Genomic DNA, 23,418 nt, shown 5'->3' with positions numbered 1-23,418 from the left:
TTTATGGTTGCGGTTGCTGCGGATGACATGGGGGCCACCCTTCGCGAAGCGCGCCGCAACGTTTTCCATCTGACTGCCGCGCAGGCCATCCTCGGCGTCGTCGGACCGATCTGCTTCTCCATCGGCGGTGTCGCCGGCTACCAGTTGCTCGCGGAAGACAAGTCGCTGGCAACAGCACCTCTGACCGCCTTCAACGTCGGCATGGCGCTTGGGGTCGTGCTGGTCGCGATGCTCTCGCGCCTGATCGGCCGCCGGTTTGCCTTCATGACCGGGACCGGGATCGCTGCCGCAGGCGCGGCGCTCGCCGCCGTCGCGCTGTTCCGCGAAAGCTTCTGGCTCTTCGCCTTTGCTCTCGCGATGCTCGGCTCGTCGAACGGCTTCACCCAAAAGCTGCGTTTCGCCGCCGCCGATGCTTCCCCGTCGTTCTACAAACCCAAGGCGATCTCGCTGATCCTTGGCGGCGGTATCGTTTCGGCCGTGCTCGGCCCGCAGATCGTCATCTTTGCCGGAGACCTGTTTGCGCCCGTCGCCTTTGCCGGCGCTTTCGTCGTGCTGCTGCCGATCTGCCTGCTCGCGGCGTTCTTCTTCGCACCCCTGCGGTTGCCCGAACCGGGTGCGATGGTCAAAGATCACCACCATGAGGCCGTGCGTCCTCTCGGCGCGATCGTACGCAGCCAGCGCTTCGCCACCGGCATGGTCTGCGGCATCTCCAGCTATGCACTGATGACCTTCATGATGACCGGTGCTCCCGTCGAGATGGTGGTGGGCTGCGGGTTTTCGACCGAGCTCGCGACGCTCGGCATCCAGTGGCATGTGCTGGCGATGTTCGCCCCGAGCTTCTTCACCGGCTGGCTGATCAGCCGCTTCGGCGCCGAGCGTATCGTCGGCTGCGGCCTGCTTCTCCTGATGGCCTGTGCGACTGTGGCGCATATGGGCATCGAACTCTGGAACTTCTGGGGTGCGCTGGTGCTGCTCGGCCTCGGCTGGAATTTCGGCTTCATCGGCTCGACGGCGATCGTCGCCAGCAGTTACCGTCCGCAGGAGGCCGACAAGGTCCAGGCCTTCCACGACATCATCCTCTTCACCACCGTGGCGCTGTCGTCCTTTGCCTCAGGCAAAGTGCTGTCAGCCTATGGATGGGACATGCTGAACGCGGTCGTGTGGCCGGTCACCATCGTCTGCTTGGTACTTCTGCTGCTCCTGAAGCGCACACCGCGGAACGCTGCCGCCTAACTCCATTCTCCTGACACCTCAAAGCGGCCGGAGCGCCTTCTCACTGGCGTTTTCCGGGGCTTGACGATCTCCCGTTGCAACCGCACTCTGGCCGCGCCGTGGGGGGTGCTGCTTGAGGAGGTGGCGCGTGATTCGCGGTTTTGAGGGGCCCGTGGCCGGGAGTGAGTCCGCGGGTTGTAACGGAGGGTAATGCGAAATGACCATTTTGTTGGGCGTTATCGCATGCGGGTTGCTCGCGGTGGTTTATGCCATCTGGGCAACACAGTCGGTGATGGCCGCCGACCAGGGGAACGCCCGCATGCAAGAAATCGCAGGCTACATTCGTGAAGGGGCGCAGGCCTATCTCACGCGTCAGTACAAGACCATTGCCATCGTCGGTGTTGTCGTTTTCATCGCCGCTTGGGTTCTTCTTTCTCCCGCCGCCGCTTTCGGCTTTCTGGTCGGTGCGATCCTTTCGGGCGCTGCGGGCTTCATCGGCATGCATGTTTCTGTTCGGGCAAACGTCCGTACTGCCCAGGCGGCTTCCGTCAGCCTTGCCTCCGGCCTCGACATCGCTTTCAAGTCAGGCGCGATTACCGGCCTTCTCGTAGCGGGCCTGGCGCTTCTCGGCGTCTCCGTCTACTACGTCGTCCTCACGGCCGGCCTCGGGCATGAGCCCGCCTCGCGCGAAGTCATCGACGCGCTGGTCGCGCTCGGTTTCGGCGCTTCTCTGATCTCCATCTTCGCCCGTCTCGGCGGGGGCATCTTCACCAAGGGCGCCGACGTTGGTGGGGACCTCGTCGGCAAGGTGGAGGCCGGCATTCCGGAAGACGATCCGCGCAATCCGGCAACGATTGCCGATAACGTCGGCGACAATGTCGGCGATTGCGCCGGCATGGCGGCCGACCTGTTCGAGACCTACGCCGTCTCGGTCGTCGCGACCATGGTGCTGGCGGCGATCTTCTTCGCCGGCACGCCGGTGCTCGCGACGGTCATGGTCTATCCGCTGGCCATCTGCGCAGCCTGCATCATCACGTCGATCATCGGCACCTTCTTCGTCAAGCTCGGTACCAACAACTCGATCATGGGCGCTCTCTACAGGGGCCTGATCGTCACCGGCGTGTTGTCGATCCTCGGTCTCGGCGCAGCCACGTCCTTCACGATCGGATGGGGCACCATTGGTACGGTTGACGGCAAGGACATCACCGGCTGGAATCTGTTTTTCTGCGGCATTCTCGGCCTGATCGTGACGGCCCTGATCGTGGTGATCACGGAATATTATACCGGCACCAACAAACGGCCGGTGAACTCGATCGCCCAGGCTTCGGTCACCGGCCATGGCACCAACGTGATCCAGGGGCTTGCCGTCTCGCTGGAATCGACGGCCCTGCCGGCGATCGTCATCGTTGGCGGCATCATCTTCACCTACCAACTCGCCGGCCTCTTCGGGACCGGCATCGCCGTCACCGCCATGCTCGGTCTTGCCGGCATGATTGTGGCACTCGATGCCTTCGGTCCGGTGACGGATAATGCCGGCGGCATCGCGGAAATGTCGCATCTGCCGCCGGAAGTGCGCAAATCCACCGATGCGCTCGACGCGGTCGGCAACACCACAAAGGCCGTCACCAAGGGCTATGCGATCGGTTCGGCCGGTCTCGGCGCGCTGGTGCTCTTCGCGGCCTATTCGAACGACCTCCGCTACTTTGCGGCGAATGGTGACAAGTACCCGTACTTTGCCGATGTGGGCCAGATCTCCTTCGATCTCTCCAACCCCTACGTTGTGGCAGGCCTGATCTTCGGCGGTCTCATCCCCTACCTCTTCGGCGGTATCGCGATGACGGCGGTCGGCCGTGCGGCCGGATCCATCGTTGAGGAGGTTCGTCGACAGTTCCGCGAAAAACCCGGCATCATGGAAGGCACGGAGCGGCCGGACTATGGTCGCGCCGTCGACCTTCTGACGAAGGCGGCGATCCGTGAAATGGTCGTTCCCTCGCTGTTGCCGGTGCTCGCACCTATCGTCGTCTACTTTGGCGTGCTGCTTCTGTCGGGCTCGAAGGCCTCGGCCTTCGCAGCACTCGGCGCATCGCTTCTCGGTGTCATCGTCAACGGCCTGTTCGTGGCGATCTCGATGACGTCGGGCGGCGGCGCCTGGGACAATGCCAAGAAGAGCTTCGAGGATGGCTTCGTCGACAAGAACGGCGAGCGTCATCTCAAGGGCTCGGAGGCGCACAAGGCATCCGTCACCGGTGACACGGTGGGCGATCCCTACAAGGATACGGCCGGTCCGGCGGTGAACCCTGCGATCAAGATCACCAACATCGTGGCGCTGCTGCTTCTGGCCGTCCTCGCCTGATTGTATCGCTGAAACGAAAAAGGCCCGCGGAAGAGACTTCCGCGGGCCTTTTGCTTTGTGATGGGTGAACTACTTGCTGCCGAAGTCCTTGAACAGGCTCTTTGCAGCAGCCTGTCCGGCACCTGGTCCGCTCAACAGCTGGCCGAGGAAGCTCGTTTCCTTGCCGCCGGTCGGCGTCGTGCGCGACAGCATGTCGAAGACCTTGCCATCCTTCAGCGTATAGTGTGCGAGCTGGCTGACAGTACCTTCCTTGTCGAAGTAAACAGCAAGGATCGACTGGTCGACCAGCTGAGGCTTCATGAAGGCGACGGGACGCTTGCGGGTCTGCGAAATGTAGTAGAACACTTCGTTGTCGAAGGTCGCGGTCGTCGACGGGGTGCCGAGCGACAGGAGCACCTGCTCGCGGCTGGAGCCGACGGGAACGAGGTTTAGCGTTTCCTGGTCAACCACATAACCCTGATGAAGGACTTCACCGACATTGGCGGACTGGCAGGCTGAAAGGGTGAGACCGGCGATGGTAGCTACGGCCGCCACGCGGCCGAGGGTTTTAAAGTTTTTTCTCAAATACCGCTTCGTCAACGACAGCTCCCCTTGGAGAAACGATGGCAGATCCGCCATTGCAATTCGTGCCTGCTTCGGTAAACCAGCTTCGGCTGTCATGCAACAACGGGATGGGCGCTTGCGCGCATTTCGAGAAAGCCAAGCCCGAGCTTTGTGATGATTTTTGGACTGTTCAAAAGAAAAAGCGGCAATGCCGTGATTGTCGAGCGTCAGTATGCACTGCTGACGTCGGCCGCGCGCCAACCTTATCTCTACACCGACCTCAATGTGCCGGACACGGTCATGGGGCGGTTCGAGATGCTGTCGGCTATGCTGATCCTCTACTTCCGCCGCACCCGTGCTTCGGCAAGGCCCGGCCAGGAGATCGCGCAGGAGATCATCGACGCTTTCTTCGAGGACGTCGATCACTCGATCCGCGAACTCGGCGTGGGCGATGCCGGCGTTCCGAAGAAGATGAAGAAGCTGGCCGGCATGTATTACGGTCGCCTCGAGTCCTACGCGGCAGCGCTGGAAGCGAAGGATACGGCCGCCTTGGCAGCGGCACTCAAGCGTAACTTTCATCCGGAAGGCGGCGATGCAGCACCCTCGATGGAGGCGCTTGCAGCCTATCTGCTGACTGTCGAGGCGCACCTCGCCGACATTGCCGAAGAGGTTGTCGAGGCCGGTCAGTTGCAGATTCCATCCGCTGGCGTTTAATAGAGCGGTTATTAAGAGATATCAGCGCCGCGAGCGGGAACCCGGGCGGCAGCTGCATTCGCGACTGGGCGGCATCAATCGCCCTGGCGAGGAAGGATCCGATCATGAAAGACGATAGCCAGCCGGCCTTCTCCTATCCGGTGAAGGTGGGGCATATCTCGGCGAACGCTGTCAGCGTGCAGCTTTCAGCAAACGAGCGGGAAAGGGCGGCATTGGCGAAGCTCTGGGGCGTCAGGGACGTGCTGTCGCTCAGCGCAGAGTTGCAGATCGCGCGCTGGAAGAAGGATGGCGTCAAGATCAAGGGCGATGTCACGGCCCGCATCGTGCAAAGCTGCGTGGTGACGCTCGAGCCCGTCGAGGCCGACATCCATGAACCGGTCGAAGCGATCCTGGTTCCCGAAGGATCGCGGCTCGCCCGCCAGGCGAGCAACGACGGCGGCGAGATGATTCTCGACCCGGATGGTCCCGACATCCCCGACACGTTCACGGGCGACACGATCGATGCCGGCGTCGTCGTCAGCGAGCAGGTGGCGCTTGCCATCGACCCCTATCCGCGCAAGCCGGGTGCGGCTTTCGGCGAGCGAATCGAGAGCACCTCAGCGGACGACAAGAAGCCGAACCCGTTTGCTGTCCTGAAGGACTGGAAAAAGGACTGAGGCCGCGAAAGCCTCTTCTACAATTCGGTTGTCACGCAAAGGAAAAGCAGTATTTTGGCCCCAAACCGGCCAAAAGAGCCGTGAAGCGATCTGCCGCGTGCTTGGCTCAAGCGTCAGAAGCAATATGTTTCGTCATTGCGTCCCAGGTGAGTGCGCCACGACGGCACGTGTTGTGTGGCAGAAATGAAGGATAAGACACGCGTGGTCAGAATTTCACTTGACGTGATGGGTGGCGACTATGGTCCCGAAGTCGTCATCCCGGGTGCCGCAAGAGCGCTCGAACGTCATCCGGACATCAAGTTCGTGTTGTTCGGTATCGAAGCACAATGCGCGGAACTCTTGGGAAAATATCCGAAGCTCAAGGCCAGCAGCACCTTTTACGATTGTGAAATCGCCGTGGCGATGGACGAGAAGCCGAGCCAGGCGCTTCGCCGCGGCCGCGGCAAATCGAGCATGTGGAAGGCGATCGACGCGATCAATGCCGGCGAGGCCGATGTCGTCGTTTCGGCCGGCAATACCGGCGCGCTCATGGCCATGTCGGTCTTCTGTCTGCGCACGATGCAGGGGATCCAGCGCCCGGCGATCGCTGCCATCTGGCCGACGCTGAAGGGCGAGAGCATCGTGCTCGACGTCGGCGCGACGATCGGTGCGGATGCGCAGCAACTCATGGACTTCGCGCTGATGGGCGGCGCCATGGCGCGGGCCCTCTTCGAGATCGAACGACCGATGGTTGGGCTTCTCAACGTCGGTGTCGAGGAAATCAAGGGACAGGAAGAGGTCAAGGAAGCTGGCCGCCTGATCCGTGAAGCCAATATCGATGGCTTTGACTATTACGGTTTCGTCGAAGGCGACGACATCGGCCGTGGGACGGTCGACGTCGTTGTGACCGAAGGCTTTTCCGGCAATATCGCGCTGAAGGCAGCCGAAGGCACCGCGCGCCAGATTGCCGAATATCTGCGCGCTGCAATGTCGCGCACCCTGCTTGCCAAGATCGGCTACATCCTGGCCAAGGGTGCGTTCGATCGCCTGCGCGAGAAGATGGATCCCAGGAAGGTCAACGGTGGTGTATTCCTTGGCCTCAATGGCGTCGTGATCAAGAGCCATGGTGGTGCGGATGCCGAAGGTTTCGCAGCCGCGATCGATGTCGGCTACGACATGGTGAAGAATGGCCTGAAGTCGAAGATCGAGTTCGATCTGGCGAAGTACCATGGTGCAGAACCGCCGCAGGCCCTTTCCGCCGGCATGAATGATGAGGTTTGAATAGATGATCCGTTCCGTCGTTCGCGGCTTCGGCGCAGCTTTGCCGAAGCGCGTTGTTACCAATCAGGAGCTGGAATCCAAGGTCGATACGTCCGATGAGTGGATTGTGCAGCGCACCGGCATCCGGCAGCGCCACATCGCCGGCGAGGGCGAAACGACCGCGTCGCTCGGCGAAGGCGCCGCGCGCGCCGCACTCGCCAATGCCGGGCTTACGCCAGATGACATCGACCTCATCATCCTGGCGACCTCGACTCCGGACAACACGTTTCCGGCAACCGCCGTCAATATCCAGGATCGCCTTGGCATGCGCCATGGCGCAGCCTTCGATATGCAGGCCGTTTGTTCCGGCTTCGTCTATGCGGTGACGACGGCCGACGCCTACATCCGCGGCGGTCTTGCCAAGCGCGTGCTGGTGATCGGCTCGGAGACGTTCTCGCGCATCCTCGACTGGAGCGACCGGACGACCTGCGTGCTCTTCGGCGACGGCGCCGGTGCCATCATCCTGGAAGCCCAGGAAGGCGAGGGTACGAATGCCGACCGTGGCGTGCTGACGGCGAAGCTTCGCTCGGACGGCGCCCATCGCGACAAGCTCTATGTCGATGGTGGTCCTTCGACCACGGGAACGGTGGGCCATCTCAAGATGGAAGGCCGCGAAGTCTTCAAGCACGCGGTCGGCATGATCACCGACGTTATCGAGGCAGCCTTCGAGGCGACCGGCACGACGGCCGAGGACATCGATTGGCTTGTGCCGCACCAGGCCAACCGTCGCATCATCGATGGCTCGGCCAAGAAGCTCTGCATCCCGCTCGATAAGGTTGTGGTGACAGTCGATCTCCATGGCAACACCTCCGCGGCGTCCATTCCGCTGGCCCTGAACACCGCGGCGGCCGATGGCCGGATCAAAAAGGGCGATCTCGTTCTGCTCGAAGCCATGGGTGGTGGCTTCACTTGGGGCTCCGTTCTGATACGCTGGTAAAAAATGCTGAGGCAACGCAGGCGCTTGACCACAATAGGCAAGGGCAATAGTCTTCGGTCGCTGATCGGCGTGCCAGACGTTGGTGGGGGAAGATGAGCGGAAAAACAGTAACACGAGCAGACTTGGCTGAGTCGGTTTTTCGCAAGGTAGGTCTGTCACGGACAGAGTCTGCCGAGTTGGTGGAAACCGTCATTGACGAAATATGCAACGCAATCGTGCGTGGCGAGAGCGTGAAGCTGTCTTCTTTCGCGACCTTCCAGGTCCGCGACAAGAACGAACGCATCGGGCGAAACCCGAAGACCGGCGAGGAAGTGCCGATCTCGCCGCGCCGTGTGATGACCTTCAAGGCGTCCAACGTGCTCAAGCAGCGCGTGCTGAAGGCCCATCTCAGCCGTAGAGCGAAGCAGAAGCCGGCATCTCCCGCGGCGTGAAGTCATGGCTTCAGCCACAAATGTGGTTGAAAACCCATCCATAAGCCGTTGAAATGGACCCGATTCGTGCCATCATCGGTATGATATCGGTTCATTGCGGCCCGCGAGCGTGAGTCGCGTGACATGGATTGGGAACCACATGGAAAAGAGCCCGGACGCTTTCCGCACCATCAGCGAGGTCGCCGACGACCTCGATCTGCCGCAGCATGTTCTGCGCTTCTGGGAAACCCGTTTCCAGCAGATCAAGCCGATGAAGCGCGGCGGCGGTCGTCGCTATTATCGGCCGGAGGATGTCGATCTCCTGAAGGGTATCCGGCATCTGCTCTATGATCACGGCTACACCATCAAGGGCGTGCAGAAGCTGTTGAAAACCAACGGCAACAAGTTCGTTGCCGCCATTGCCAGCGGCGATCTCGCAACCGTCGAAGCGCTTGCGGCGTCGAGCAACGAGGAGCCGGCACCGCCCAAGGCCGGCGTTTCGGAAGAAGATCAGATCGTCGGCCGCGCCAAGGCACCGGCGAGCCGCCGCTTCTTCTCGTTCGGCGGCGGCAGCGACGACGTGCCGGAAATCTCGCTCGGCAAATCGTCGTCCGTCGGCAAGGAAGACCGGGCGCTGCTGCAGGAGGCGCTCTACGATCTCCTGGAATGCAAACGCCTGCTCGATCAGGTGCGCTGAGAGTACCGCGGTCGCCTACCAAGCGCGTGCTCGTCCGACGAGGCGCCCCGCCTTCAAGACCATAGGAAAATTGTCCGACGACGCAGGCGTGACGCTTGCGCGGTCGTGGGTCGCATAACAGTCAGCCGACGGTTCCGGCCGAGCAATCGGCGAATACTCGTTCGATCGTCAGTTTGTGAGATTGGCGGCTCGCATTCAAATGCTGCAGGCCCAAGGGAAGGGGCAAACCACGCATGCATTGACGTGAGCGACTGAGGGATGCCCACAGGGCCCGCGTTCTGTCGCTCACACTAAAGTTGCCGCGTTTAGTAGGACATACGGAAACCACCGGGGCTGGATGCGGAAACATCAGGCTGCGGATAGGGGCCGTTCCACTGCGCGTAGGTTGTGTTGGTCGAACCGGACGTCGCGCATCCGGACAGCGTCAGGACGACAAGTGCGGTTACGGCCATCAGAGATTTAAGAGGCATGGTCTACTCCTGAAAGGGAGGCTCCAGGCCTCAAGGGCCAGTACCAAACTGTCCCTCAAATCGGTTGTGATGGCAAGCTCACGTTACGTCAGGGGCAGCGTTTCCAACGATGTGATTTCAGGTTTGGTGAAGGTTCCATTGCGATCGAGGATCGCCGATCCATGGGCGATCTTCCGACAAAATGGACTTTTCTTCTGATCGACCCGCCGAGTGCCCGCAGCTTTTCCACGCCAGAGATTTCTTTTTCACGCCGAGTGCGAAATTCCCGCTTGCGCTCTAAGCGCTGGTTATATAGGGGTTTCCTCGGTTCGGAGCGTAGCGCAGCCCGGTAGCGCACTTGACTGGGGGTCAAGGGGTCGTGGGTTCGAATCCCGCCGCTCCGACCATTTTCTCCTTTATTTTCAATGATGTTGGCTCGCTACCGCCACTCGTCGAGTAGAGGCAACCGGAACATATCGCGCTCAAAACGCGGGTTCGGGAACGGATAGTCCCGAAAAAGTCCCGAAGCAGTCCGGTCATTTGTTCTTCCTTTGTGCACGTCTGCGCTTCGAAAGCGATTCGAGAGCGCCCGCGACTTCTTCGTCGAGCACGTGGGCGTAACGTGTCGTCGTCTTGATATCGCGGTGGCTGAGAGCTTTTTGCACCGTTTTGAGGTTTCCGGTTTCGCGCAACAGCTTGGTCGCCAGATCATGCCGGAAGTCATGGAATCGGAAGTCTTCGACGCCGGCTTTACCGCGGATCCTCTTCCACTGGGTTTTCAACCCGCTGTAGGTGATCGGATAACGGTCGCCCTTCTTCCTTCCTTCCCCATCTCCCTTGTATGAAGCCTTGCCGGTTCGCGTGCGTGCCGCCTGATACGTGAACACGAATTCGTGATGATGCCCGCGTAGCGGGAGCAGGATCTCCCGCACCTCGCTCGTGATCGCGGTTCTAACCGGTCGATCGTTCTTCCCTGGCTTCGTAATCCATCCCGTCTGCCAGTCCACCTCGGACCATCGCAGGATGCATTCCTGTAGGCGCAGGCCTGTGGCGCGCACGAAATCGAAGATCGGCTGATAGTCGGCCCTTGTGGCGAGATAGAGCGACGAGCTTTCCGTCTGCTTCAGTTCGCGGACGCGCTCGACGGGCTCCTTGAGCCAATGGTCGCGCCAGTTCGGCTCGAGCGGGAAGTCGTAGCGCCAGGTGCGCTTCGCCCGGGTGAAAATCTTCTTAATGACGAGCGTGGTCGACCGGTTCACGGTGGCGGCCGACACGAGACGCATCGGCTTCTTGTCCTTCGTCTCGGCTTTCCCCCATGCTGTCTGGGCTCGTCGCCACTGGACGAGCTTCGCGATATCGTCGTCGCCGATAGCAGACATGAGCTTCGCCGCACCGAAATAGTCGACGAGGCGATTGATGTCGGTCCAGGTGGTATCACTGTTGGCGTGGTGCTGGCCGATCTCGGTCCAATATCGGGCGGTAGCAACGCTGATGGTCAGGGGGCCGGCGCCGTTGGCGTGCTTGGCGGCCTTCGCGGCCGCCTTGGCCTTATCCTTCTCTACCTTCTCCCGGGCTTCTGCTTCGCGTCGGTTCGCTGTTTCCGTAGAGCCATAATATCGTATACCTGCGACTTGGAAGTCGAAGTGGTAGTACGGGGTGTTCTTTGGCTTGTAGACGGACACTCGCGTGTTCTCCGGCTTTTTATGAAATCGTTTATGTCGTCCATGGTGAAGCCGAGGCGCGGTTTCGATCTGCCGGCGCCGAGCGGCACATAGGCTATATCGCCAGCCTTCACGAATTCACGCAAGGTCCGGGTGGAAACGTTGAGGAGTTGGGCAGCCTGCTCGCTGTCGAGTAGCATGGGTGCCGTCATTCTTCGGCTCCTTGTTCTTGGCGGGCCGCGCCGGATTTCACGCGGGCGAGCACGTCTTGTCATGAGAAGATCGCTCATCGAATGACCTCTCCCGTTCTGCGGTCCACGACAGTGCCGTCCATGCAACGCTTGAACCGCGGGTGGGACAAGCTGGATTTCGCTTTGGCGATGCCCAGGTGCTTCTTGCGGGTCCGGTTGCATTTCGCCCGGACCTTGGCCTCGGCCGCCGTCTTCCGCTTGTGGGATTCCGACGTGACGGCCTGCAGGTTGCTTTCCGAATTGCGTCCGCCGAGCCAGAGCGGGACGATGTGGTCGTACTGGACGACATCGTCGGAACCGAGCGGCAAGCCAGACAGAGCGCAGATGTTGCCCTGGCGATCGCGGATGCGATCCTTGACGCGCGGCGGCGGCGGGGTGTCGTCGGTCTTGCCGATCCATTCGGAGACGCTGCGCATCAGAACGTCTCCCCATGTGGAACATAACCCATAGCAGCCGGTTCGTTTTCCACTTGGAAAGGAGCCGAAACATGAAAGTCGCCAAGGGAAATAAGACCGAGACGGACGCGCCAATGCCAGCGCCCACTTGGAAGCCAAGCCCGCCAGAAATGGACCTCGAAGCGATCCCATTGCCGGATCAGTCGGGAGAGTCTGGCTCGGAAGATGCCGATGAGCCGCCGGCGCGCAGCGGCCAAGCCGCGAAGCAGGAGAAACCGACCGAAGGAGCCGGCGACGAAAACCCGGTCCACCATACGGGCCGAGTTCCGCCGCAGGTCACAGACGAAGAAGGCTGAATCGTTCATCGTTAAAGTCCTGCTTTCAGCAGGCGGGTCATCTCCGGCTGCAGTTCGTCTTGAAGGTGTTTCGTCTTCCGGTGCTGGCCTTGGGCGGCCTTGATCACCTCGCGGCGCTTCTTGATCTCTGGGTGTGCTCGGTCGAAGTTCCGGTCGATGGTTTTTAGGAACCACCATGTGCGGAGGGAGCGGAGGAGGGCTTTCAAGCTGCACCGCCTTTCGTCGACCAGATCGTTACCGTCTCGCCGTGCTCAAGCGCTTCGCGGACCAGCCAGACTATTTCCTCGTCCGTCTCGAAGGGCGCATGCACGCGCATCAAGTGGCCGTCGGCATCGCGGCTCTCGGCCTGCCATCCAGCCTTGCGCACATCTTCTGACGTCTGAAGGTTGATTGGGTTCGGGTTCTTCATGCTGGCACCGCCTGACCGCGCGCGACGAGCTCAGGGATCTGATCGGGCCAAATCCACCAAATCGGGAAGGTGCCTTCGTCCTCTGCACGCTTGAAATCGGCGCCGTTCCGGCAGCGACGTCCGAGGCTGTCGAAGCACATGGCGGTGAAGTGGTGGCCGCGCCAGCCATTGGTTTCACCGTGCTGGGTGTTCCGGTACTCAGGATGGCAGGTCAGCCAGGACGAGGCCTTGTTCACCCACTGCTGGTGACTGGTGAACTGCTGGCCCTCGAAGGGCGGAGCGAAACGGATATCAGTCATGCTGCGCTCCCTGCGTGACTTTGCGTGGCGCCGCGCTCAACCCCGATCAGGTCGTCGAGGAAGTCGAGAACAGCCACCTTGCTCTGTTGGAATTCCTGCTTGTCCATCGCCTTCATGGACTGGCTTTTCGCCACGTACCGGGTGACGGTCGCCTCTTTGACGTCGACGATGGAAAACCCGTCGATCGGGCGGATGAACGCCGCCATGCGTGATGCTTCGGTTTTGCTCGAGCAGACGATCGTGTGCGCGTCGCAATAGCCGGTGCGGATCAGCGCGTAGGCGCGCAGATGCTCCGCGGATTCGGTGAAGGGCAGGCCGGCGAAATGCTCAGGCAGGTTTCGCCAGGCCTCGGCGACCGATGCGAAATAGTGCCGGTGCGTGTTCATGCTCCGATCGTTGTGCTCGGCGAGCGTGTAGAACTCGCCGACCACGAAACGCTTGTCGCACTGACTGGCCCAATGCCGGTTCGCCGGCTGGAAGGCCTCGCCGTTCCACTGGAGAAGGACCGGGCCGCCCATGATCAGCCCGCCATCATCGGATGATTACGGAGATGCTCGTCGTTCGCCGGCCGCGAAGGCTTGCGAGCGATAGCCGCCTCGATTTCCTTCTTGAGCGCGAGCGCGTCGCCGGGCTGCATGGCCCAGAAGCGCTTCAGGGGTTCCCGGTTTGCGTCCTGCCACTTGATGATCGTTTCCGGCGACGACTCCTTTAGGAACCGCATAACCTCGTCGGCAAACTTCCCGACAGGAACGTTTTCGAGGGCCCAGTTGTCACCCCAGGTGACGGTGATCGAGTTGTCGGCGCCGATCACGCGCATCCGGTGGTCCTCGCGCTCTTTCTCGACGACTTCGGAGGCGGTGAGGTCGAGAACCTTGGCGCGGTCCATCTCGGCTTCGTCATAGAGGCCAGTGAACTGTTCCGGCCAGCCGGCGCGCAGGGCTTGCATCTCGGCGCACTTTGCGATCATCAGGCGCGGCATGCGCGCCCAGTTGCCGCTGTCGTCGAGGGTCTGCTTGCCGGTTTTGAAGCTCTTGCCGTTGTCGTTCTTCCCCCACTCATCCTTGATCGGGGCAAACTCGTCCCAGAACGATTGGCCGGCGACTTCGTACCACTCGCCCGACTTCGGGTCCTGCTTCCAGAGATAGACCGTCGCCGACACCACGCCGTGCGGGTTCAGCGGGCCCTTGAGCGATGCATCGAACTCATAGGTCGGCGTCTTGCTCGCCGGACGGTAGTCGCCGCAGCGCTGCGCAATGACGCGCTGGCCGTCGCGGCTGATGATGATGGTCATGTTGCGCCGCTCGGCGTTGTTCTTCGAGAAGACCATGGGGATGATCTGCTTCAAGAACGGGTCGAGGCGCTTGGCCTTCGCTACCTCCATGTAGAGGTTGAACTCATCGTCGTTGCAGTCCTTGGCGATCGTCTGCTTGACCAGAGCGACCTGGCGCGGCGTCATATCGAAAGTGGTAATCGCGTTCATGGTCACTTCCTCCGGACCGTGAGAGAGAACGAACCGTTGTCGAGTGTGGCGCCGGGGATTGGGGCGGCATTCTTCTCGCGCAGGTCAGCGGTAAGGGCTTTCTTGTCGAGCTTCGGGGCGGGGCGAGGTTGCTCAACCCAGTATTTGGCCGGGATATCCGCCTCGTCGGTGACGATCAGGCCCGGGGCGCGCTTCGAAAGCGACAGGGTTGCCGTCGGCAGCTTCATCGACATCTGGTCGGTTGCCAGCATCGCCTGTTCGATCAGGGCGCGGATGCGCTCGGCGCGGTTCTCGATCGCCTTGCGACGCGCCTCGAAGTCGGCTTCCTTGGCCTTGAGCCCGGTCACGAGAACGTCGCACTCGTCGAGTTCGGCGATTGCCTCGTCGATGGCCTCCATGAGGTTCGTTTCGCCCTCGATGGTGTCGGCGACGAGCTCGGCGTCGTCGTCGGCGCCTTGGTTGCGGAGGTCGACGAGGAGGGCCTTTGCCGCCTCGGTCTGTCGGCGCATGCTGTGTTCGATTGCGGGAGCGGTCATTAGACGGTCCTCTCGGCTACGATTTTGCGGTGGATCTCCTCGGTGTTCGCAAACCCGATCGCCATGAAGGCGAGGAGGGCGGCGAGGAGGATGATGAAAGCGGCGACGCCGTAGGTGGCGCGGTTGAACTCTGCGAGCCCGTCCAGGTCGATGTTGCGGGCCGGCGGCAGTTGGCAAGCGCCACATTCACAGTATCGATTGGCCGGGTCGCAGGCGTAGGAGACGGGACGGCTGCTCATAGCCCGGCCCTCAACTCGCGCCGGTACTCAGCGGCGTCCTCGGCAGCCATGGCATCCTTGTCGGCCGCATCTTCGAGAAGGTGGTTCTTGAAGCCGTCGCTCTCGTAGATTTCGTGTTCGACCCAACTCGGGAGAGGGAGCTCGACGGATTCCATCATCGCGCGGATCTGCTCGACCTCGACAGAGCGGGGCTCTTCCGGCTGCGTGAGTGTCGCGGCGCGGTACCGGTTGATCGAATATTCGACTTCAAGGTCCAACTCGATATCGAGGCCGGCGACCGAGATCAGGAGCGGCGTTTTGGTGTGGTACTTCGAGCTCATGCCAGCGCCGCTCCGATGACTGGCGCGAACTCGCGGACAGCGAGGCGGGCGCGGTTCTCGTATTCCGGCTGATCGACGTACGAACCTTCGGCGAAGCCGCAGGCGCGGAGGATCGACAGCGCATCGAGGATGGCTCGGTTGTATGCTTCGCCTTCCGGGTCGGTGTCTCCACCGCCGAGGGCTTCAATCTCGCGGTACAGTTCGTGCAGCGCCACGCGGCGGGGCTTGAAGGACATTACGCGGCCTCCTTCTCGATCGAGGGCGTTGCGGTGAAATCGGGAAAATCGGAGAGGCGCTGATAGGTCTCGACCGTGCAGCCACGGCATTCCGGGTTCGTGGCCAACTCTTCGATGACCTCGTCTTCGTCCCTGAACTCGACTGCATCGGCGTCGTCGTAAGAGAACAGGCCGTCGATCGTCAGGAACCGGCCAACCTCGTCTTGGATGCTGTATCGGGTGACCATCGCCATTTGCTTCGTCCTCTCGTCAGCGCCTTGCTGATGGAGTTGAAGATAGTTGGATATTTTCAACTTTGCAACAGGGAAATAGAAAGTTTCCTACTTAATGTGGGAAATTCCCGTTGAAGGCGCGAATCGGCGAGTGGTAGACTCTCGTCAGATCGGCGCTAGGTAAGCGTCCTCAACCGATCCTTAACCATGTTGCAACTATCGCTTTATCTCTGAAGGTCGGAGAGCGTCCTATGGCTGAAACATCAATCGAATGGACCGATGCAACTTGGAACCCCGTCGCTGGGTGCTCGATTATGAGTGCGGGGTGTACCAACTGCTATGCCATGCGGATGGCGGCGCGCCTGGAAGCCATGGGGCTCGAGAAATATCGCGGGCTGACACGTAAGAGCGGCGGCCGAGCGAAATGGACAGGCGCCCTCTATCTCGACGAGAACGCACTCTCCGTACCGTCGACATGGGCAAGGCCGCGGAACGTCTTCGTCAACTCGATGTCTGACCTTTTCCACCCGGACGTGCCGGTTGAGTTCATTCGAAAGGTCTGGCGGGCAATGGCCGAGACCCGCCGGCACACCTACCAGATCCTGACCAAGCGTCCGGACCGCATGGCGGACATCCTGCGCGACGGTTTCGACGTTCTGCCTAATGTCTGGCTTGGAACCAGCGTAGAAGATGGCCGTGTAATAGATCGCCTCGGCGAGCTGCGCAGAGTGCCTGCCGCAATTCGCTTCGTTTCGTTTGAACCGCTCATCGGCTCGGTTGCCGCCGGCCGGCTTGACGGCATCCACTGGGCCATTGTTGGCGGGGAGTCCGGCCCGAATGCACGGCCTATGGATCCGCTGTGGATCGATGAAATCTTCGAGATGTGCTCAGAGGCCGGTTCGGCATTCTTTTTCAAGCAATGGGGCGGCAAAAACAAAAAGGCGACCGGGCGTTCCTACCGCGGGCGTACCTGGGACGCGATGCCGGCACTATCGGCCTAGAACAGGTTGCCTTGCTTTTCCGGATTGGCCGCCGTCTTCCAAAACTTGAGCGCTAGGTCGTGGCTGGCGAGGAGCAGGAGCCAATATAGGTGCTGGCCACGCGTGCCCTTAAGCAAGCGCACGTCGCGAGAGGCGTCCATTCCCACCTTCTGGACGAGATCGCGCCAATGCTCGATCACCTCAGTTCGGATTCCGCCTTGTGCCTGTTCGACGTTGATCACGCTTCGCCATCCCGGTGCGAACGCGTCGAGGGCGAACATCGCGGCTGAAAGGTTGTTGTCTAGGTTCCTCTGAAGATCCATCTTGCTCAGATGGACAAGCACGTCCAAGCGTTTCACTCGGGATAGCGTCTCGAAGATTTTGAAGTCGAGGGCTTCGAGATTGTACGGATCAAGGAACGCGAAATTCAGGCCGTGCGGAGGCGTTCTTTGAAGAGCGAAGAAGGCGGTTTCAACCGCTGGCCCGCAGGCGCTCACAACCGGAGCTCCGGCGCGCTGCAAGCGCTGCACGGTGGCATCTAGACGCACAGGATCGGCATCTGCAATGATCACCCGGGTAAAGGGCTTGCCACCCTCAACGCTTTTCTTCCATGCGGCGACTGCGCCCCCGTCTATCCATTCTCCGGTGGTGCGGACACGGCATCGCCCAGTGCCGCAAAACAGGTCGATATAGGCGGCTCCGCCTTTGCCTGGTCCCAGGTACTTGGCTCGCGCCGATTTTGAGATGTCGATGTATCGACAGAGGAGATCATGTTTCTCCTTCGCCCATGGTCCGACGTCCTCCGCAGGAAGCCCGTCATCCCCTTCAATTAGGTCGCCCATTTAATTGCCCCGCGGATATCTTGGGCTTGCCACCGGCCGCTCCTCTAGCTGTTGTGGCAAGCTAAATATTTCTGAAAATCGACTCGACTCCCGGCCGCATTCCTGTTGTTTTGGTGAGAACAAAACAGGAACGCAGGAGAGAAAAATGACGCGTACCGCTCCAGTAGATCACCCCGAGGCCTTGAGGCTGGTTGTCGAACTTGAGAGCGTATACGTGGCTTGCGATGATTGCGGGCATTCCCGCATCCTTCGCCTTGAAAACCTGGTGAAGGCCGCCGAACTCGGCGTTCACAATTACATGCAGCTCTGCCGTAAGATCCGCTGCAGCGAATGCCCGAAGATGCCGCCGGCATTTCGAAACCTGACCATTCGCCCGTCGTGGCGCTGCGATGAGGTGCTTCAGAGCATCGCATGAAACACGACCTTATGAACCGCGAACACCTTGTCGGCTCGGAATTCTAGGTCGTGGCTTTCACCTTCGCCGGGGTTGTACTGATAGAGGCGCAATAGGTCGTTGGACTTCGACACGAATCGCTTGAGGTAGCTGGAAATTTCATCGTCATCGAGGATCTGTACGACGACGTCGTCGCCCTGGCGGACCTTCAAATGAGGGTTCACCCACGCTGTCTCGCCATGGAAAAAGCGCGGTTCACCAGAACGGCCGTCGACCTGCACGGCGTAGGCGCCCTCGACGCCCTCAAGGCCAGGCGGACAGAACACCGTGGCGATGTCCTGCCCATTCATGATGAACCGTCCATTCGCGCCGGCAGCGATATGCCCTCTAAGCGGGATGGACGTATCGCCCGGGAACTGCTGCCACCGCGGCGGGAAGCTTGCATTTGGCGTGGGGCGTGTCGCCGCCGGTGAGCCAGGGGCGGGGACGGCGACCATCTCGTTTTGCGCAAGCGCACCGGGGTCGAGGCTTAGTGCACGCGCGAGCTCACCCATCTTGTCGGCGCGAACCGACTTCTTCCGACCGACAATGATGTCGCGCAGGAACGTGCGCTCCAACCCGGCGCGGGTGGCTGCCTCGATGGGGCTAAGGCCCAGTTCTTCAAGTCGTTTTTCGACGATGGTTTTCAGATCTGTCATGGCTGAATTGTAGGAAAAAACCCTTTCAATTCGCGAGTTGAAAATATCCTCTTGAAGAGTGGGAGATTTTCAACTATCCATTTGGATATGGAAAACGAACTCACCTCAAATCTATTCACTCTGGCCGAGCGGTACGGCGCGGCGCGCAAACTCACGGAATCGACCGTTGGTAAGCAATGCGCCGCAGACGGCCGGTTCTTCTCCCGAATCCGGGACGGAAAGACTTTCACGGCGAAGAAGTACGATGAGGTGGTCGCTTGGTTTGCGACCAACTGGCCGGCGGGCGCCGAGTGGCCGGCGACCGTGACGCGTCCCGAAAGGGAACTCGCCCAATGAGCGCCGAAGGTCAGACCATTCCCGACGACATCTGGGAAGCGGCACGCGCCCTTCGTAACGCTGTGAACTGGAACAGCAACAGCAGCGTCGAGATCATTGCCAGAGCACTTCTCGCCGAGCGTGAGCGCAACGTTCAACCCCGAAAGAAGATCATCGAGGCGATGTGCGAACTCCCGCACTCGATCAATGACGACCGGGTCGAGTTTCGCTTCAACCCTCGTCGCCCTGGCCGCAACGCTCTTGACCAGTTGATTACCCAGCTTGAGGTGCAGTTCGGCGCCTCGCCAGAGGAGGCGTAACACATGTCTGACGCACACATAGTAGCGCGAGACCAGCTCCGCTCTTTCATCGAGCGTATCGAGCGCCTCGAAGAGGAAAAGAAGATCCTCGCCGACGACATCAAGGACGTCTATGGCGAAGCCAAGGCTATGGGCTTCGATACGAAGATCCTGCGCAAGGTCATTTCCATCCGGAAGATCGATGCAGACGTGCGCGCCGAGCAGGAAGCTATCCTCGACACCTATCTCCAGGCACTCGGCATGATCCAGATGGACATGTTCGACGAACCCGAGCCGGAGATGAGCCCTGAGCTCGTTTCGACTGTCGCGACCGCTATGCAGACCCAAGCGGGCAGGGCGGCGTTGCTGACCGCAGTCGACATCATGATTGAGCGCGAAGAGCGCATCGATCCGACGACCGGCGAGTTCCTCGACGACGCCCGGCGCTCCGACGGTGGCCTCGACCTCCCCACCAATTCCAACACCCAGAGCGCCGAGACCGATGGTGGTTCGGCACCCCCCAGCGAGCGTGTAAGCCCGGCCGTCGCCACCGGCATCGTCGTCGCCAGCACAGGAGGCGAAAATGTAGAGAGCAGCGCGACGCGCGCAGGTCTCGAAGGAGGCCCCGTCAACCTTGAACCCTCTGGCCCGGAGGCTGAACGGGCAACCTCTTTTACCGCCAAGCCACCATCCCCGTTGAGGCCGCATTGCCGGCAGCCGGAGGCATGCGGCGGCTATGGCCGAAACCACTGCCACACATGCGCGAAAGCGATGCGCGAACGCGAGCCAGCGGAGGAACTTGCATGAGGAAGATTTCATCCGGCCTCGACGAGATGGTTCAGCGCTTCATTGAGGGCGAGGTCAAAGACGTTCGCCCCGGTCCAAACAGGTTCAAGGCCGCCGAGAGCCGGCAGCCTGAAGATCAAACCGAGAAGAGGGCTGCCTGATGTTCGTTGCTGCTGCGCTCGTCGCGACTGTCGTCGCCGCAATGCTGCTTCTCGGCGGTGTCGCTCTCTTTTCCGAACTGGAATTTCGCCGGAACGGCTTCCGGCCAAAGGATTGATCGCGGTTCTCCTCCTCCCTCGCGATCAATGAGAGCCCCAGTCTTCCTCCTCCCGGCTGGGGCTCTCAACTCTCAACCGGATCCGCTTGTTCGCCAGTCTCATGACCACGGCTTGAACAGCAGATCCCAAAGGAATGGCCGGTGACGACAGGGGATCGTCACCGGCGGCAGAGGCGGGATGCGGCGCCCGGGTTCCTCTGCGGAAAGGAATGAGATTTTCGACCTCCGAATGAGCGCCGACCGTTGGCGCGGTCAGGCTCTCTTCGGACTGGTCTGTAAGGTTTCTGCTCATCTGCAGTGTCTCCTAAGCAATGACACTGTGTCATAGGCGGGAACCTAAAACATGGAAAAGAAATCCAGAATTCTGGAGAAGACGAAGCAGGGAAAATGCAAGCACATGGATGACGTTGCTACTGCAAATTACCTCATCCGGTCCATCGGCGGCGGCGGTCGCATTGGGAACATGTTCTTCGAAGCTGCGGCAACGCTTCAGAAGCTCTTCCCACACAAGGGCGAGCCCAAGAAGCAATGGACCGAAAGGCGGCTCAAGGCCTGGTGGAACAACGAAACCGACGTCGTTCGCCACTGGCAGATGATGGAACTCTACGCGGCTGCGGAAGCCGCGAAGGAAGAACGAGCGCTGCTGCGCGCAGCAAAGAGGGACCATGCCGAATTCATCGAAAAAACCGCCCGTATTCGTGCGTTGGCTCAGCTTGAAGCAACGGCTGATCATCGCTGAGAAACTGCGCGGTATCGGCTCGTCGCTCGCGGAATGGATCTGCCCGGAACTTACGGACGGGAGCGACCAGTGATGCAACAGCTTTCTATGTTCGACCTGATGATGCCCGCGCCGGCGCCCGCCGTCGATGAACCGCTGTGGCTGCAAACCAATCTCGATAAGAGCGGCTGGAGCTATGGAAAAATCGGCGTCATGGCCAACGGTGACGGTACCTGGTCGATCAATACCGGTGACAGCGTCGGTGGGTATTGCGGACACGGCGGCCCTTTCTGGGGTGAGCACGAGAGCTTCAAGGCTGCGCTGACCGCTGCCGTTAAGATGATGCACAGCCGCTGGGCCGACATCTCGGTCCGCATGAACGACAGCTGCTGCCAGGAAAGCCATCGCCGTGTTGCGCGCAAGGGGCTGGAATGGCTGAGCAGCATCGAGGCCGAATACGGGGTGGCGCACTGATGACCGACCCCGCCGAAATGATCGCTTGGCTCGATCGCCGCATCGCCAGCGCTATGACCTGGCTCGATGACCACGGCCACGGCTCTAAGAAGCCGCGCCCCGAAAACGAGATCGCCACCAAGGAATACGACATCGCTCGGTTTGAGGAGATCAAGGCCGCGTACCTGAAGGCGCTTGAGCGGCGAGGGCAGGCAGCATGATTAATTTCCTCACCTCGGGCCTATCGCAGAAGTCCGGCTTCCTTCGCGGCAGCTTCGAACGCTGCCCTGGCGTCGGCGCTAGGGACTATTCCATTGGCCGCATCCAGGCAGATTTTTCGAGCTATTGCGTAACTCTCGCTTTTCGTCTCGGGCCAGGATTTCATCAGGAATGCGACCGCCTCTCGGGCGTTCCTGATGACGTGAAAACGATCGTCTATCTTCAACTCGACGTTTGCATCCCAGATGCTGGCCATGGTGTCCTCCGTGGGTCAGGCTTCCCACAAACGTATATTAGGGAGAACTGTTCCAATGGGGCGGTGCTGGGTAGCACTACGGCAAGCTCAATCTCCCATCTTCGGCGGAATTATCGCGCCGGGGACGGGGGTGATGGCGGGCGCTTCGTCCGGACCGACGTCGGGCTCTGGCTCCTCGATCGGGGGCTCCGGCAGATCTGGTGGAACATCCGGCGGCAGGTCCGGCGGGAATACCGGATCCGGTGGCTGCGGAATTGGGGTCTTGGGCATGCTCGCCTCCTATTTGGTGGTGCAACCACGACCAAGTGGTGTTTGTTCCAAAAGCTCGATCCGTTCGCTGCTCGCCGTGAGCGGGGAGGTGAGGCATGAGCTTCGAAACCCGCTCCATCCTCCACGGGCGCTGCACTATCCATGTTGGCGATTGCCTCGACGTTATGCGCGCCATGCCTTCGGGCTCGGTCGACTGTGTCGTCACCAGCCCGCCTTACTGGGGCCTGCGCGACTATGGCGTCGAAGGCCAGATCGGCCTCGAGCGCACACTCGGCGAGCACCTCGATGTCATGGTCCGCGTCTTCCGCGAGATCCGTCGGGTTCTCAAGGCGCACGGTACCGTCTGGGTCAACTACGGCGATTGCTATGCCGCGACCCCGAACGGAAAGAGCGCAGAGGCCTACAAGACTGATGGCAGCGACGACCGGACGTTCCGGGATAAGCCTTTCTCGACCGTCGGGCCCGTCTACGACCCTAAACACTCGAAGGCGCGCGGCGCGTTCTCGTCTGGCGGTCGCCAATCGCACTTCGAGAGCGGCGGCCGTGTAGTCGCTGGCGGGTTCATGAAGCCGAAGGATCTCTGCATGATCCCGAACAGGCTGGCGATCGCCCTGCAGGACGATGGCTGGTGGGTCCGATCCGAGATCGTCTGGAACAAGACGAACCCCAAGCCGGAATCCGTCGACGACCGCCCGGCAGCCGTCCATGAGAAGGTCTGGCTGCTCACCAAGAGCGAGAGGTACTTCTTTGATCCGGAGGCGCTGAAAGAGCCGACGACCGGCAATGCGCACGCACGCCGGAAGGATGGCCAGTACAAGCCCGCCAAGGGGAGCACTCCCGGTCAGAACCGCGCAGGAACTTGGGTCGAAACTTACACCCCCGAGATGCGGAATGGTCGCAACGTCTGGACCTTCAACATCGAGGGCTGCCGTGAGGCCCACTTCGCCACGTTCCCGCGCGAACTGGCGCGGCGCTGCCTGTCTGCCGGATCTCCTAAGTCCGTTTGCGGTTGCTGCGGCGCGGCTAGTGGCTGCGGCCCGATCTGCGAGGCCTTTGACCGAAACCAGGGTGTCGCGTTCGATCCATTTGGAGGTTCCGGGACGGTCGGCCTCGTCGCCGAACAGCTTGGCCTTCGCAGCATCCTGATCGAACTCAATCCCGAATACGCGGACATCGCCGTCCGGCGCATTGAAGGCGCAGAGCGAAAGGACGCGGCATGATCAAGCTTCCATACCCAGCATCAGGCT

General features: G+C 60.9%; 37 protein-coding genes, 1 tRNA gene and 1 pseudogene. 20 read left to right on the top strand and 19 right to left on the bottom strand.

Annotated elements, in window-relative coordinates:
• The first annotated feature begins 3 nt into the window (after window positions 1-3).
• Window positions 4-1,233 (top strand): MFS transporter, encoded by a 1,230-nt coding sequence (locus ASE60_RS20830; protein ID WP_057252568.1) that lies wholly within the window; start codon window positions 4-6, stop codon window positions 1,231-1,233.
• A 196-nt stretch (window positions 1,234-1,429) separates the two neighbouring features.
• Window positions 1,430-3,565: a sodium-translocating pyrophosphatase gene (locus ASE60_RS20825; RefSeq protein WP_057252566.1), complete on the top strand. Its 2,136-nt coding sequence runs from the start codon at window positions 1,430-1,432 to the stop codon at window positions 3,563-3,565.
• Window positions 3,566-3,634: 69 nt separating this feature from the next.
• Here the strand turns inward: ASE60_RS20825 and ASE60_RS20820 are convergent, their stop codons facing one another.
• Window positions 3,635-4,144 (bottom strand): outer membrane protein assembly factor BamE, encoded by a 510-nt coding sequence (locus ASE60_RS20820; RefSeq protein WP_057252891.1) that lies wholly within the window; start codon window positions 4,142-4,144, stop codon window positions 3,635-3,637.
• A 138-nt stretch (window positions 4,145-4,282) separates the two neighbouring features.
• Here ASE60_RS20820 and ASE60_RS20815 point away from each other — a divergent pair, with 138 nt between their 5' ends.
• The 6 genes from ASE60_RS20815 (at window position 4,283) to ASE60_RS20790 (ending at window position 8,821) form a co-directional block, all read left to right on the top strand.
• Window positions 4,283-4,822: a ubiquinol-cytochrome C chaperone family protein gene (locus ASE60_RS20815; protein ID WP_057252563.1), complete on the top strand. Its 540-nt coding sequence runs from the start codon at window positions 4,283-4,285 to the stop codon at window positions 4,820-4,822.
• A 104-nt stretch (window positions 4,823-4,926) separates the two neighbouring features.
• Window positions 4,927-5,478, top strand: coding sequence for a DUF177 domain-containing protein (locus ASE60_RS20810; RefSeq protein WP_057252561.1), 552 nt, complete (start codon window positions 4,927-4,929; stop codon window positions 5,476-5,478).
• Between the two features lie 201 nt (window positions 5,479-5,679).
• On the top strand, window positions 5,680-6,738 hold the full coding sequence (gene plsX, locus ASE60_RS20805; RefSeq protein ID WP_057252888.1) for a phosphate acyltransferase PlsX: 1,059 nt from the start codon (window positions 5,680-5,682) through the stop codon (window positions 6,736-6,738).
• A gap of 4 nt (window positions 6,739-6,742) precedes the next feature.
• The gene (locus tag ASE60_RS20800; protein WP_057252559.1) at window positions 6,743-7,714 is read left to right on the top strand and encodes a beta-ketoacyl-ACP synthase III; all 972 of its coding nucleotides are present in this window, start codon (window positions 6,743-6,745) and stop codon (window positions 7,712-7,714) included.
• A gap of 92 nt (window positions 7,715-7,806) precedes the next feature.
• Window positions 7,807-8,145, top strand: a complete 339-nt coding sequence (locus tag ASE60_RS20795; RefSeq protein ID WP_057252557.1) for an integration host factor subunit alpha — start codon at window positions 7,807-7,809, stop codon at window positions 8,143-8,145.
• Between the two features lie 139 nt (window positions 8,146-8,284).
• Window positions 8,285-8,821, top strand: coding sequence for a MerR family transcriptional regulator (locus ASE60_RS20790; protein ID WP_057252555.1), 537 nt, complete (start codon window positions 8,285-8,287; stop codon window positions 8,819-8,821).
• 305 nt (window positions 8,822-9,126) lie between these two features.
• On the opposite strand, the gene ASE60_RS35250 is transcribed toward ASE60_RS20790, so the two are convergent.
• Window positions 9,127-9,291, bottom strand: coding sequence for a hypothetical protein (locus tag ASE60_RS35250; RefSeq protein ID WP_093232207.1), 165 nt, complete (start codon window positions 9,289-9,291; stop codon window positions 9,127-9,129).
• A 309-nt stretch (window positions 9,292-9,600) separates the two neighbouring features.
• On the opposite strand from ASE60_RS35250, the gene ASE60_RS20785 reads away from it, so the two are divergent.
• Window positions 9,601-9,677: transfer RNA gene (locus tag ASE60_RS20785), tRNA-Pro, on the top strand.
• Window positions 9,678-9,806: 129 nt separating this feature from the next.
• On the opposite strand, the gene ASE60_RS20780 is transcribed toward ASE60_RS20785, so the two are convergent.
• Both ASE60_RS20780 and ASE60_RS20775 read right to left on the bottom strand, forming a co-directional pair.
• Window positions 9,807-10,952, bottom strand: a complete 1,146-nt coding sequence (locus ASE60_RS20780) for a site-specific integrase (protein ID WP_057252553.1) — start codon at window positions 10,950-10,952, stop codon at window positions 9,807-9,809.
• A gap of 265 nt (window positions 10,953-11,217) precedes the next feature.
• Window positions 11,218-11,598, bottom strand: coding sequence for an HNH endonuclease signature motif containing protein (locus ASE60_RS20775; protein ID WP_057252551.1), 381 nt, complete (start codon window positions 11,596-11,598; stop codon window positions 11,218-11,220).
• Window positions 11,599-11,711: 113 nt separating this feature from the next.
• On the opposite strand from ASE60_RS20775, the gene ASE60_RS20770 reads away from it, so the two are divergent.
• Window positions 11,712-11,933, top strand: coding sequence for a hypothetical protein (locus tag ASE60_RS20770; protein WP_112994541.1), 222 nt, complete (start codon window positions 11,712-11,714; stop codon window positions 11,931-11,933).
• A gap of 11 nt (window positions 11,934-11,944) precedes the next feature.
• Here the strand turns inward: ASE60_RS20770 and ASE60_RS20765 are convergent, their stop codons facing one another.
• Genes ASE60_RS20765 through ASE60_RS20720 form a run of 10 tightly spaced genes read right to left on the bottom strand, consistent with a single transcriptional unit; the run spans window position 11,945 to window position 15,685 of the window.
• Window positions 11,945-12,139: a hypothetical protein gene (locus ASE60_RS20765; protein ID WP_057252546.1), complete on the bottom strand. Its 195-nt coding sequence runs from the start codon at window positions 12,137-12,139 to the stop codon at window positions 11,945-11,947.
• Complete coding sequence (locus ASE60_RS20760; RefSeq protein ID WP_057252544.1) at window positions 12,136-12,342, bottom strand: hypothetical protein; 207 nt, start codon at window positions 12,340-12,342, stop codon at window positions 12,136-12,138. The genes ASE60_RS20765 and ASE60_RS20760 overlap by 4 nt, the downstream gene beginning before the upstream one ends.
• Complete coding sequence (locus tag ASE60_RS20755) at window positions 12,339-12,641, bottom strand: hypothetical protein (RefSeq protein ID WP_057252542.1); 303 nt, start codon at window positions 12,639-12,641, stop codon at window positions 12,339-12,341. The genes ASE60_RS20760 and ASE60_RS20755 overlap by 4 nt, the downstream gene beginning before the upstream one ends.
• The gene (locus tag ASE60_RS20750; protein WP_057252540.1) at window positions 12,638-13,159 is read right to left on the bottom strand and encodes a hypothetical protein; all 522 of its coding nucleotides are present in this window, start codon (window positions 13,157-13,159) and stop codon (window positions 12,638-12,640) included. Before ASE60_RS20750 ends, ASE60_RS20755 begins: the two co-directional genes overlap by 4 nt.
• Before the next feature lie 2 nt (window positions 13,160-13,161).
• The gene (gene bet / locus ASE60_RS20745) at window positions 13,162-14,121 is read right to left on the bottom strand and encodes a phage recombination protein Bet (protein ID WP_057252538.1); all 960 of its coding nucleotides are present in this window, start codon (window positions 14,119-14,121) and stop codon (window positions 13,162-13,164) included.
• A 2-nt stretch (window positions 14,122-14,123) separates the two neighbouring features.
• Window positions 14,124-14,657 carry a siphovirus Gp157 family protein gene (locus ASE60_RS20740; RefSeq protein WP_057252536.1) on the bottom strand — a complete coding sequence of 178 codons (534 nt, stop codon included), beginning with the start codon at window positions 14,655-14,657 and terminating at the stop codon, window positions 14,124-14,126.
• A complete protein-coding gene (locus ASE60_RS20735; protein ID WP_057252535.1) occupies window positions 14,657-14,896 on the bottom strand; it encodes a hypothetical protein in 240 nt (79 codons plus the stop codon). Before ASE60_RS20735 ends, ASE60_RS20740 begins: the two co-directional genes overlap by 1 nt.
• Entirely contained in the window at window positions 14,893-15,216 is a 324-nt protein-coding gene (locus ASE60_RS20730; protein ID WP_057252533.1) for a hypothetical protein, read from the bottom strand. Before ASE60_RS20730 ends, ASE60_RS20735 begins: the two co-directional genes overlap by 4 nt.
• The gene (locus ASE60_RS20725) at window positions 15,213-15,452 is read right to left on the bottom strand and encodes a hypothetical protein (RefSeq protein WP_057252531.1); all 240 of its coding nucleotides are present in this window, start codon (window positions 15,450-15,452) and stop codon (window positions 15,213-15,215) included. Before ASE60_RS20725 ends, ASE60_RS20730 begins: the two co-directional genes overlap by 4 nt.
• On the bottom strand, window positions 15,452-15,685 hold the full coding sequence (locus ASE60_RS20720) for a hypothetical protein (RefSeq protein ID WP_057252529.1): 234 nt from the start codon (window positions 15,683-15,685) through the stop codon (window positions 15,452-15,454). Before ASE60_RS20720 ends, ASE60_RS20725 begins: the two co-directional genes overlap by 1 nt.
• Window positions 15,686-15,915: 230 nt before the next feature.
• On the opposite strand from ASE60_RS20720, the gene ASE60_RS20715 reads away from it, so the two are divergent.
• A complete protein-coding gene (locus tag ASE60_RS20715; protein WP_057252526.1) occupies window positions 15,916-16,665 on the top strand; it encodes a DUF5131 family protein in 750 nt (249 codons plus the stop codon).
• Here the strand turns inward: ASE60_RS20715 and ASE60_RS20710 are convergent.
• Window positions 16,662-17,486 (bottom strand): three-Cys-motif partner protein TcmP, encoded by an 825-nt coding sequence (locus ASE60_RS20710; RefSeq protein WP_057252524.1) that lies wholly within the window; start codon window positions 17,484-17,486, stop codon window positions 16,662-16,664. The two genes, ASE60_RS20715 and ASE60_RS20710, sit on opposite strands and share 4 nt — an antisense overlap.
• A gap of 145 nt (window positions 17,487-17,631) precedes the next feature.
• On the opposite strand from ASE60_RS20710, the gene ASE60_RS34750 reads away from it, so the two are divergent.
• Complete coding sequence (locus tag ASE60_RS34750; protein ID WP_057252522.1) at window positions 17,632-17,901, top strand: hypothetical protein; 270 nt, start codon at window positions 17,632-17,634, stop codon at window positions 17,899-17,901.
• Here ASE60_RS34750 and ASE60_RS20700 read toward each other — a convergent pair.
• Window positions 17,886-18,578 (bottom strand): S24 family peptidase, encoded by a 693-nt coding sequence (locus ASE60_RS20700; protein WP_244495676.1) that lies wholly within the window; start codon window positions 18,576-18,578, stop codon window positions 17,886-17,888. The genes ASE60_RS34750 and ASE60_RS20700 overlap by 16 nt on opposite strands.
• Before the next feature lie 87 nt (window positions 18,579-18,665).
• Here ASE60_RS20700 and ASE60_RS20695 point away from each other — a divergent pair, with 87 nt between their 5' ends.
• The 4 genes and pseudogenes from ASE60_RS20695 to ASE60_RS34745 all read left to right on the top strand — a co-directional run bounded on the left by ASE60_RS20695 (window position 18,666) and on the right by ASE60_RS34745 (window position 20,139).
• Complete coding sequence (locus tag ASE60_RS20695; protein ID WP_057252520.1) at window positions 18,666-18,914, top strand: hypothetical protein; 249 nt, start codon at window positions 18,666-18,668, stop codon at window positions 18,912-18,914.
• The gene (locus tag ASE60_RS20690) at window positions 18,911-19,213 is read left to right on the top strand and encodes a hypothetical protein (RefSeq protein ID WP_057252518.1); all 303 of its coding nucleotides are present in this window, start codon (window positions 18,911-18,913) and stop codon (window positions 19,211-19,213) included. Before ASE60_RS20695 ends, ASE60_RS20690 begins: the two co-directional genes overlap by 4 nt.
• Window positions 19,214-19,216: 3 nt before the next feature.
• Window positions 19,217-19,459: pseudogene (locus ASE60_RS35795) on the top strand (DUF2312 domain-containing protein); the annotation flags it as partial.
• Window positions 19,460-19,995: 536 nt separating this feature from the next.
• Window positions 19,996-20,139 carry a hypothetical protein gene (locus tag ASE60_RS34745; protein WP_156414695.1) on the top strand — a complete coding sequence of 48 codons (144 nt, stop codon included), beginning with the start codon at window positions 19,996-19,998 and terminating at the stop codon, window positions 20,137-20,139.
• Window positions 20,140-20,280: 141 nt separating this feature from the next.
• On the opposite strand, the gene ASE60_RS34000 is transcribed toward ASE60_RS34745, so the two are convergent.
• On the bottom strand, window positions 20,281-20,547 hold the full coding sequence (locus ASE60_RS34000) for a hypothetical protein (RefSeq protein WP_082615954.1): 267 nt from the start codon (window positions 20,545-20,547) through the stop codon (window positions 20,281-20,283).
• A gap of 51 nt (window positions 20,548-20,598) precedes the next feature.
• Here ASE60_RS34000 and ASE60_RS20680 point away from each other — a divergent pair, with 51 nt between their 5' ends.
• From ASE60_RS20680 to ASE60_RS20670, 3 genes are all read left to right on the top strand, one after another.
• Complete coding sequence (locus ASE60_RS20680) at window positions 20,599-20,994, top strand: hypothetical protein (protein ID WP_057252514.1); 396 nt, start codon at window positions 20,599-20,601, stop codon at window positions 20,992-20,994.
• 69 nt (window positions 20,995-21,063) lie between these two features.
• The gene (locus ASE60_RS20675; RefSeq protein WP_156414694.1) at window positions 21,064-21,447 is read left to right on the top strand and encodes a hypothetical protein; all 384 of its coding nucleotides are present in this window, start codon (window positions 21,064-21,066) and stop codon (window positions 21,445-21,447) included.
• Entirely contained in the window at window positions 21,447-21,647 is a 201-nt protein-coding gene (locus tag ASE60_RS20670) for a hypothetical protein (protein WP_057252510.1), read from the top strand. Before ASE60_RS20675 ends, ASE60_RS20670 begins: the two co-directional genes overlap by 1 nt.
• A 20-nt stretch (window positions 21,648-21,667) precedes the next feature.
• On the opposite strand, the gene ASE60_RS20665 is transcribed toward ASE60_RS20670, so the two are convergent.
• Both ASE60_RS20665 and ASE60_RS33995 read right to left on the bottom strand, forming a co-directional pair.
• Complete coding sequence (locus ASE60_RS20665; RefSeq protein ID WP_057252508.1) at window positions 21,668-21,901, bottom strand: DUF982 domain-containing protein; 234 nt, start codon at window positions 21,899-21,901, stop codon at window positions 21,668-21,670.
• An 87-nt stretch (window positions 21,902-21,988) separates the two neighbouring features.
• Window positions 21,989-22,171 (bottom strand): hypothetical protein, encoded by a 183-nt coding sequence (locus ASE60_RS33995; protein ID WP_082615953.1) that lies wholly within the window; start codon window positions 22,169-22,171, stop codon window positions 21,989-21,991.
• A 95-nt stretch (window positions 22,172-22,266) separates the two neighbouring features.
• Between ASE60_RS33995 and ASE60_RS20655 the strand changes: the two genes are divergently transcribed.
• On the top strand, window positions 22,267-23,391 hold the full coding sequence (locus ASE60_RS20655) for a site-specific DNA-methyltransferase (protein ID WP_057252506.1): 1,125 nt from the start codon (window positions 22,267-22,269) through the stop codon (window positions 23,389-23,391).
• Window positions 23,392-23,418 lie beyond the last annotated feature (27 nt).

It is taken from the genome of Ensifer sp. Root278 (assembly GCF_001429285.1).
GTDB lineage: Bacteria > Pseudomonadota > Alphaproteobacteria > Rhizobiales > Rhizobiaceae > Ensifer.
This window is presented reverse-complemented; position numbering and strand designations above follow the sequence as displayed.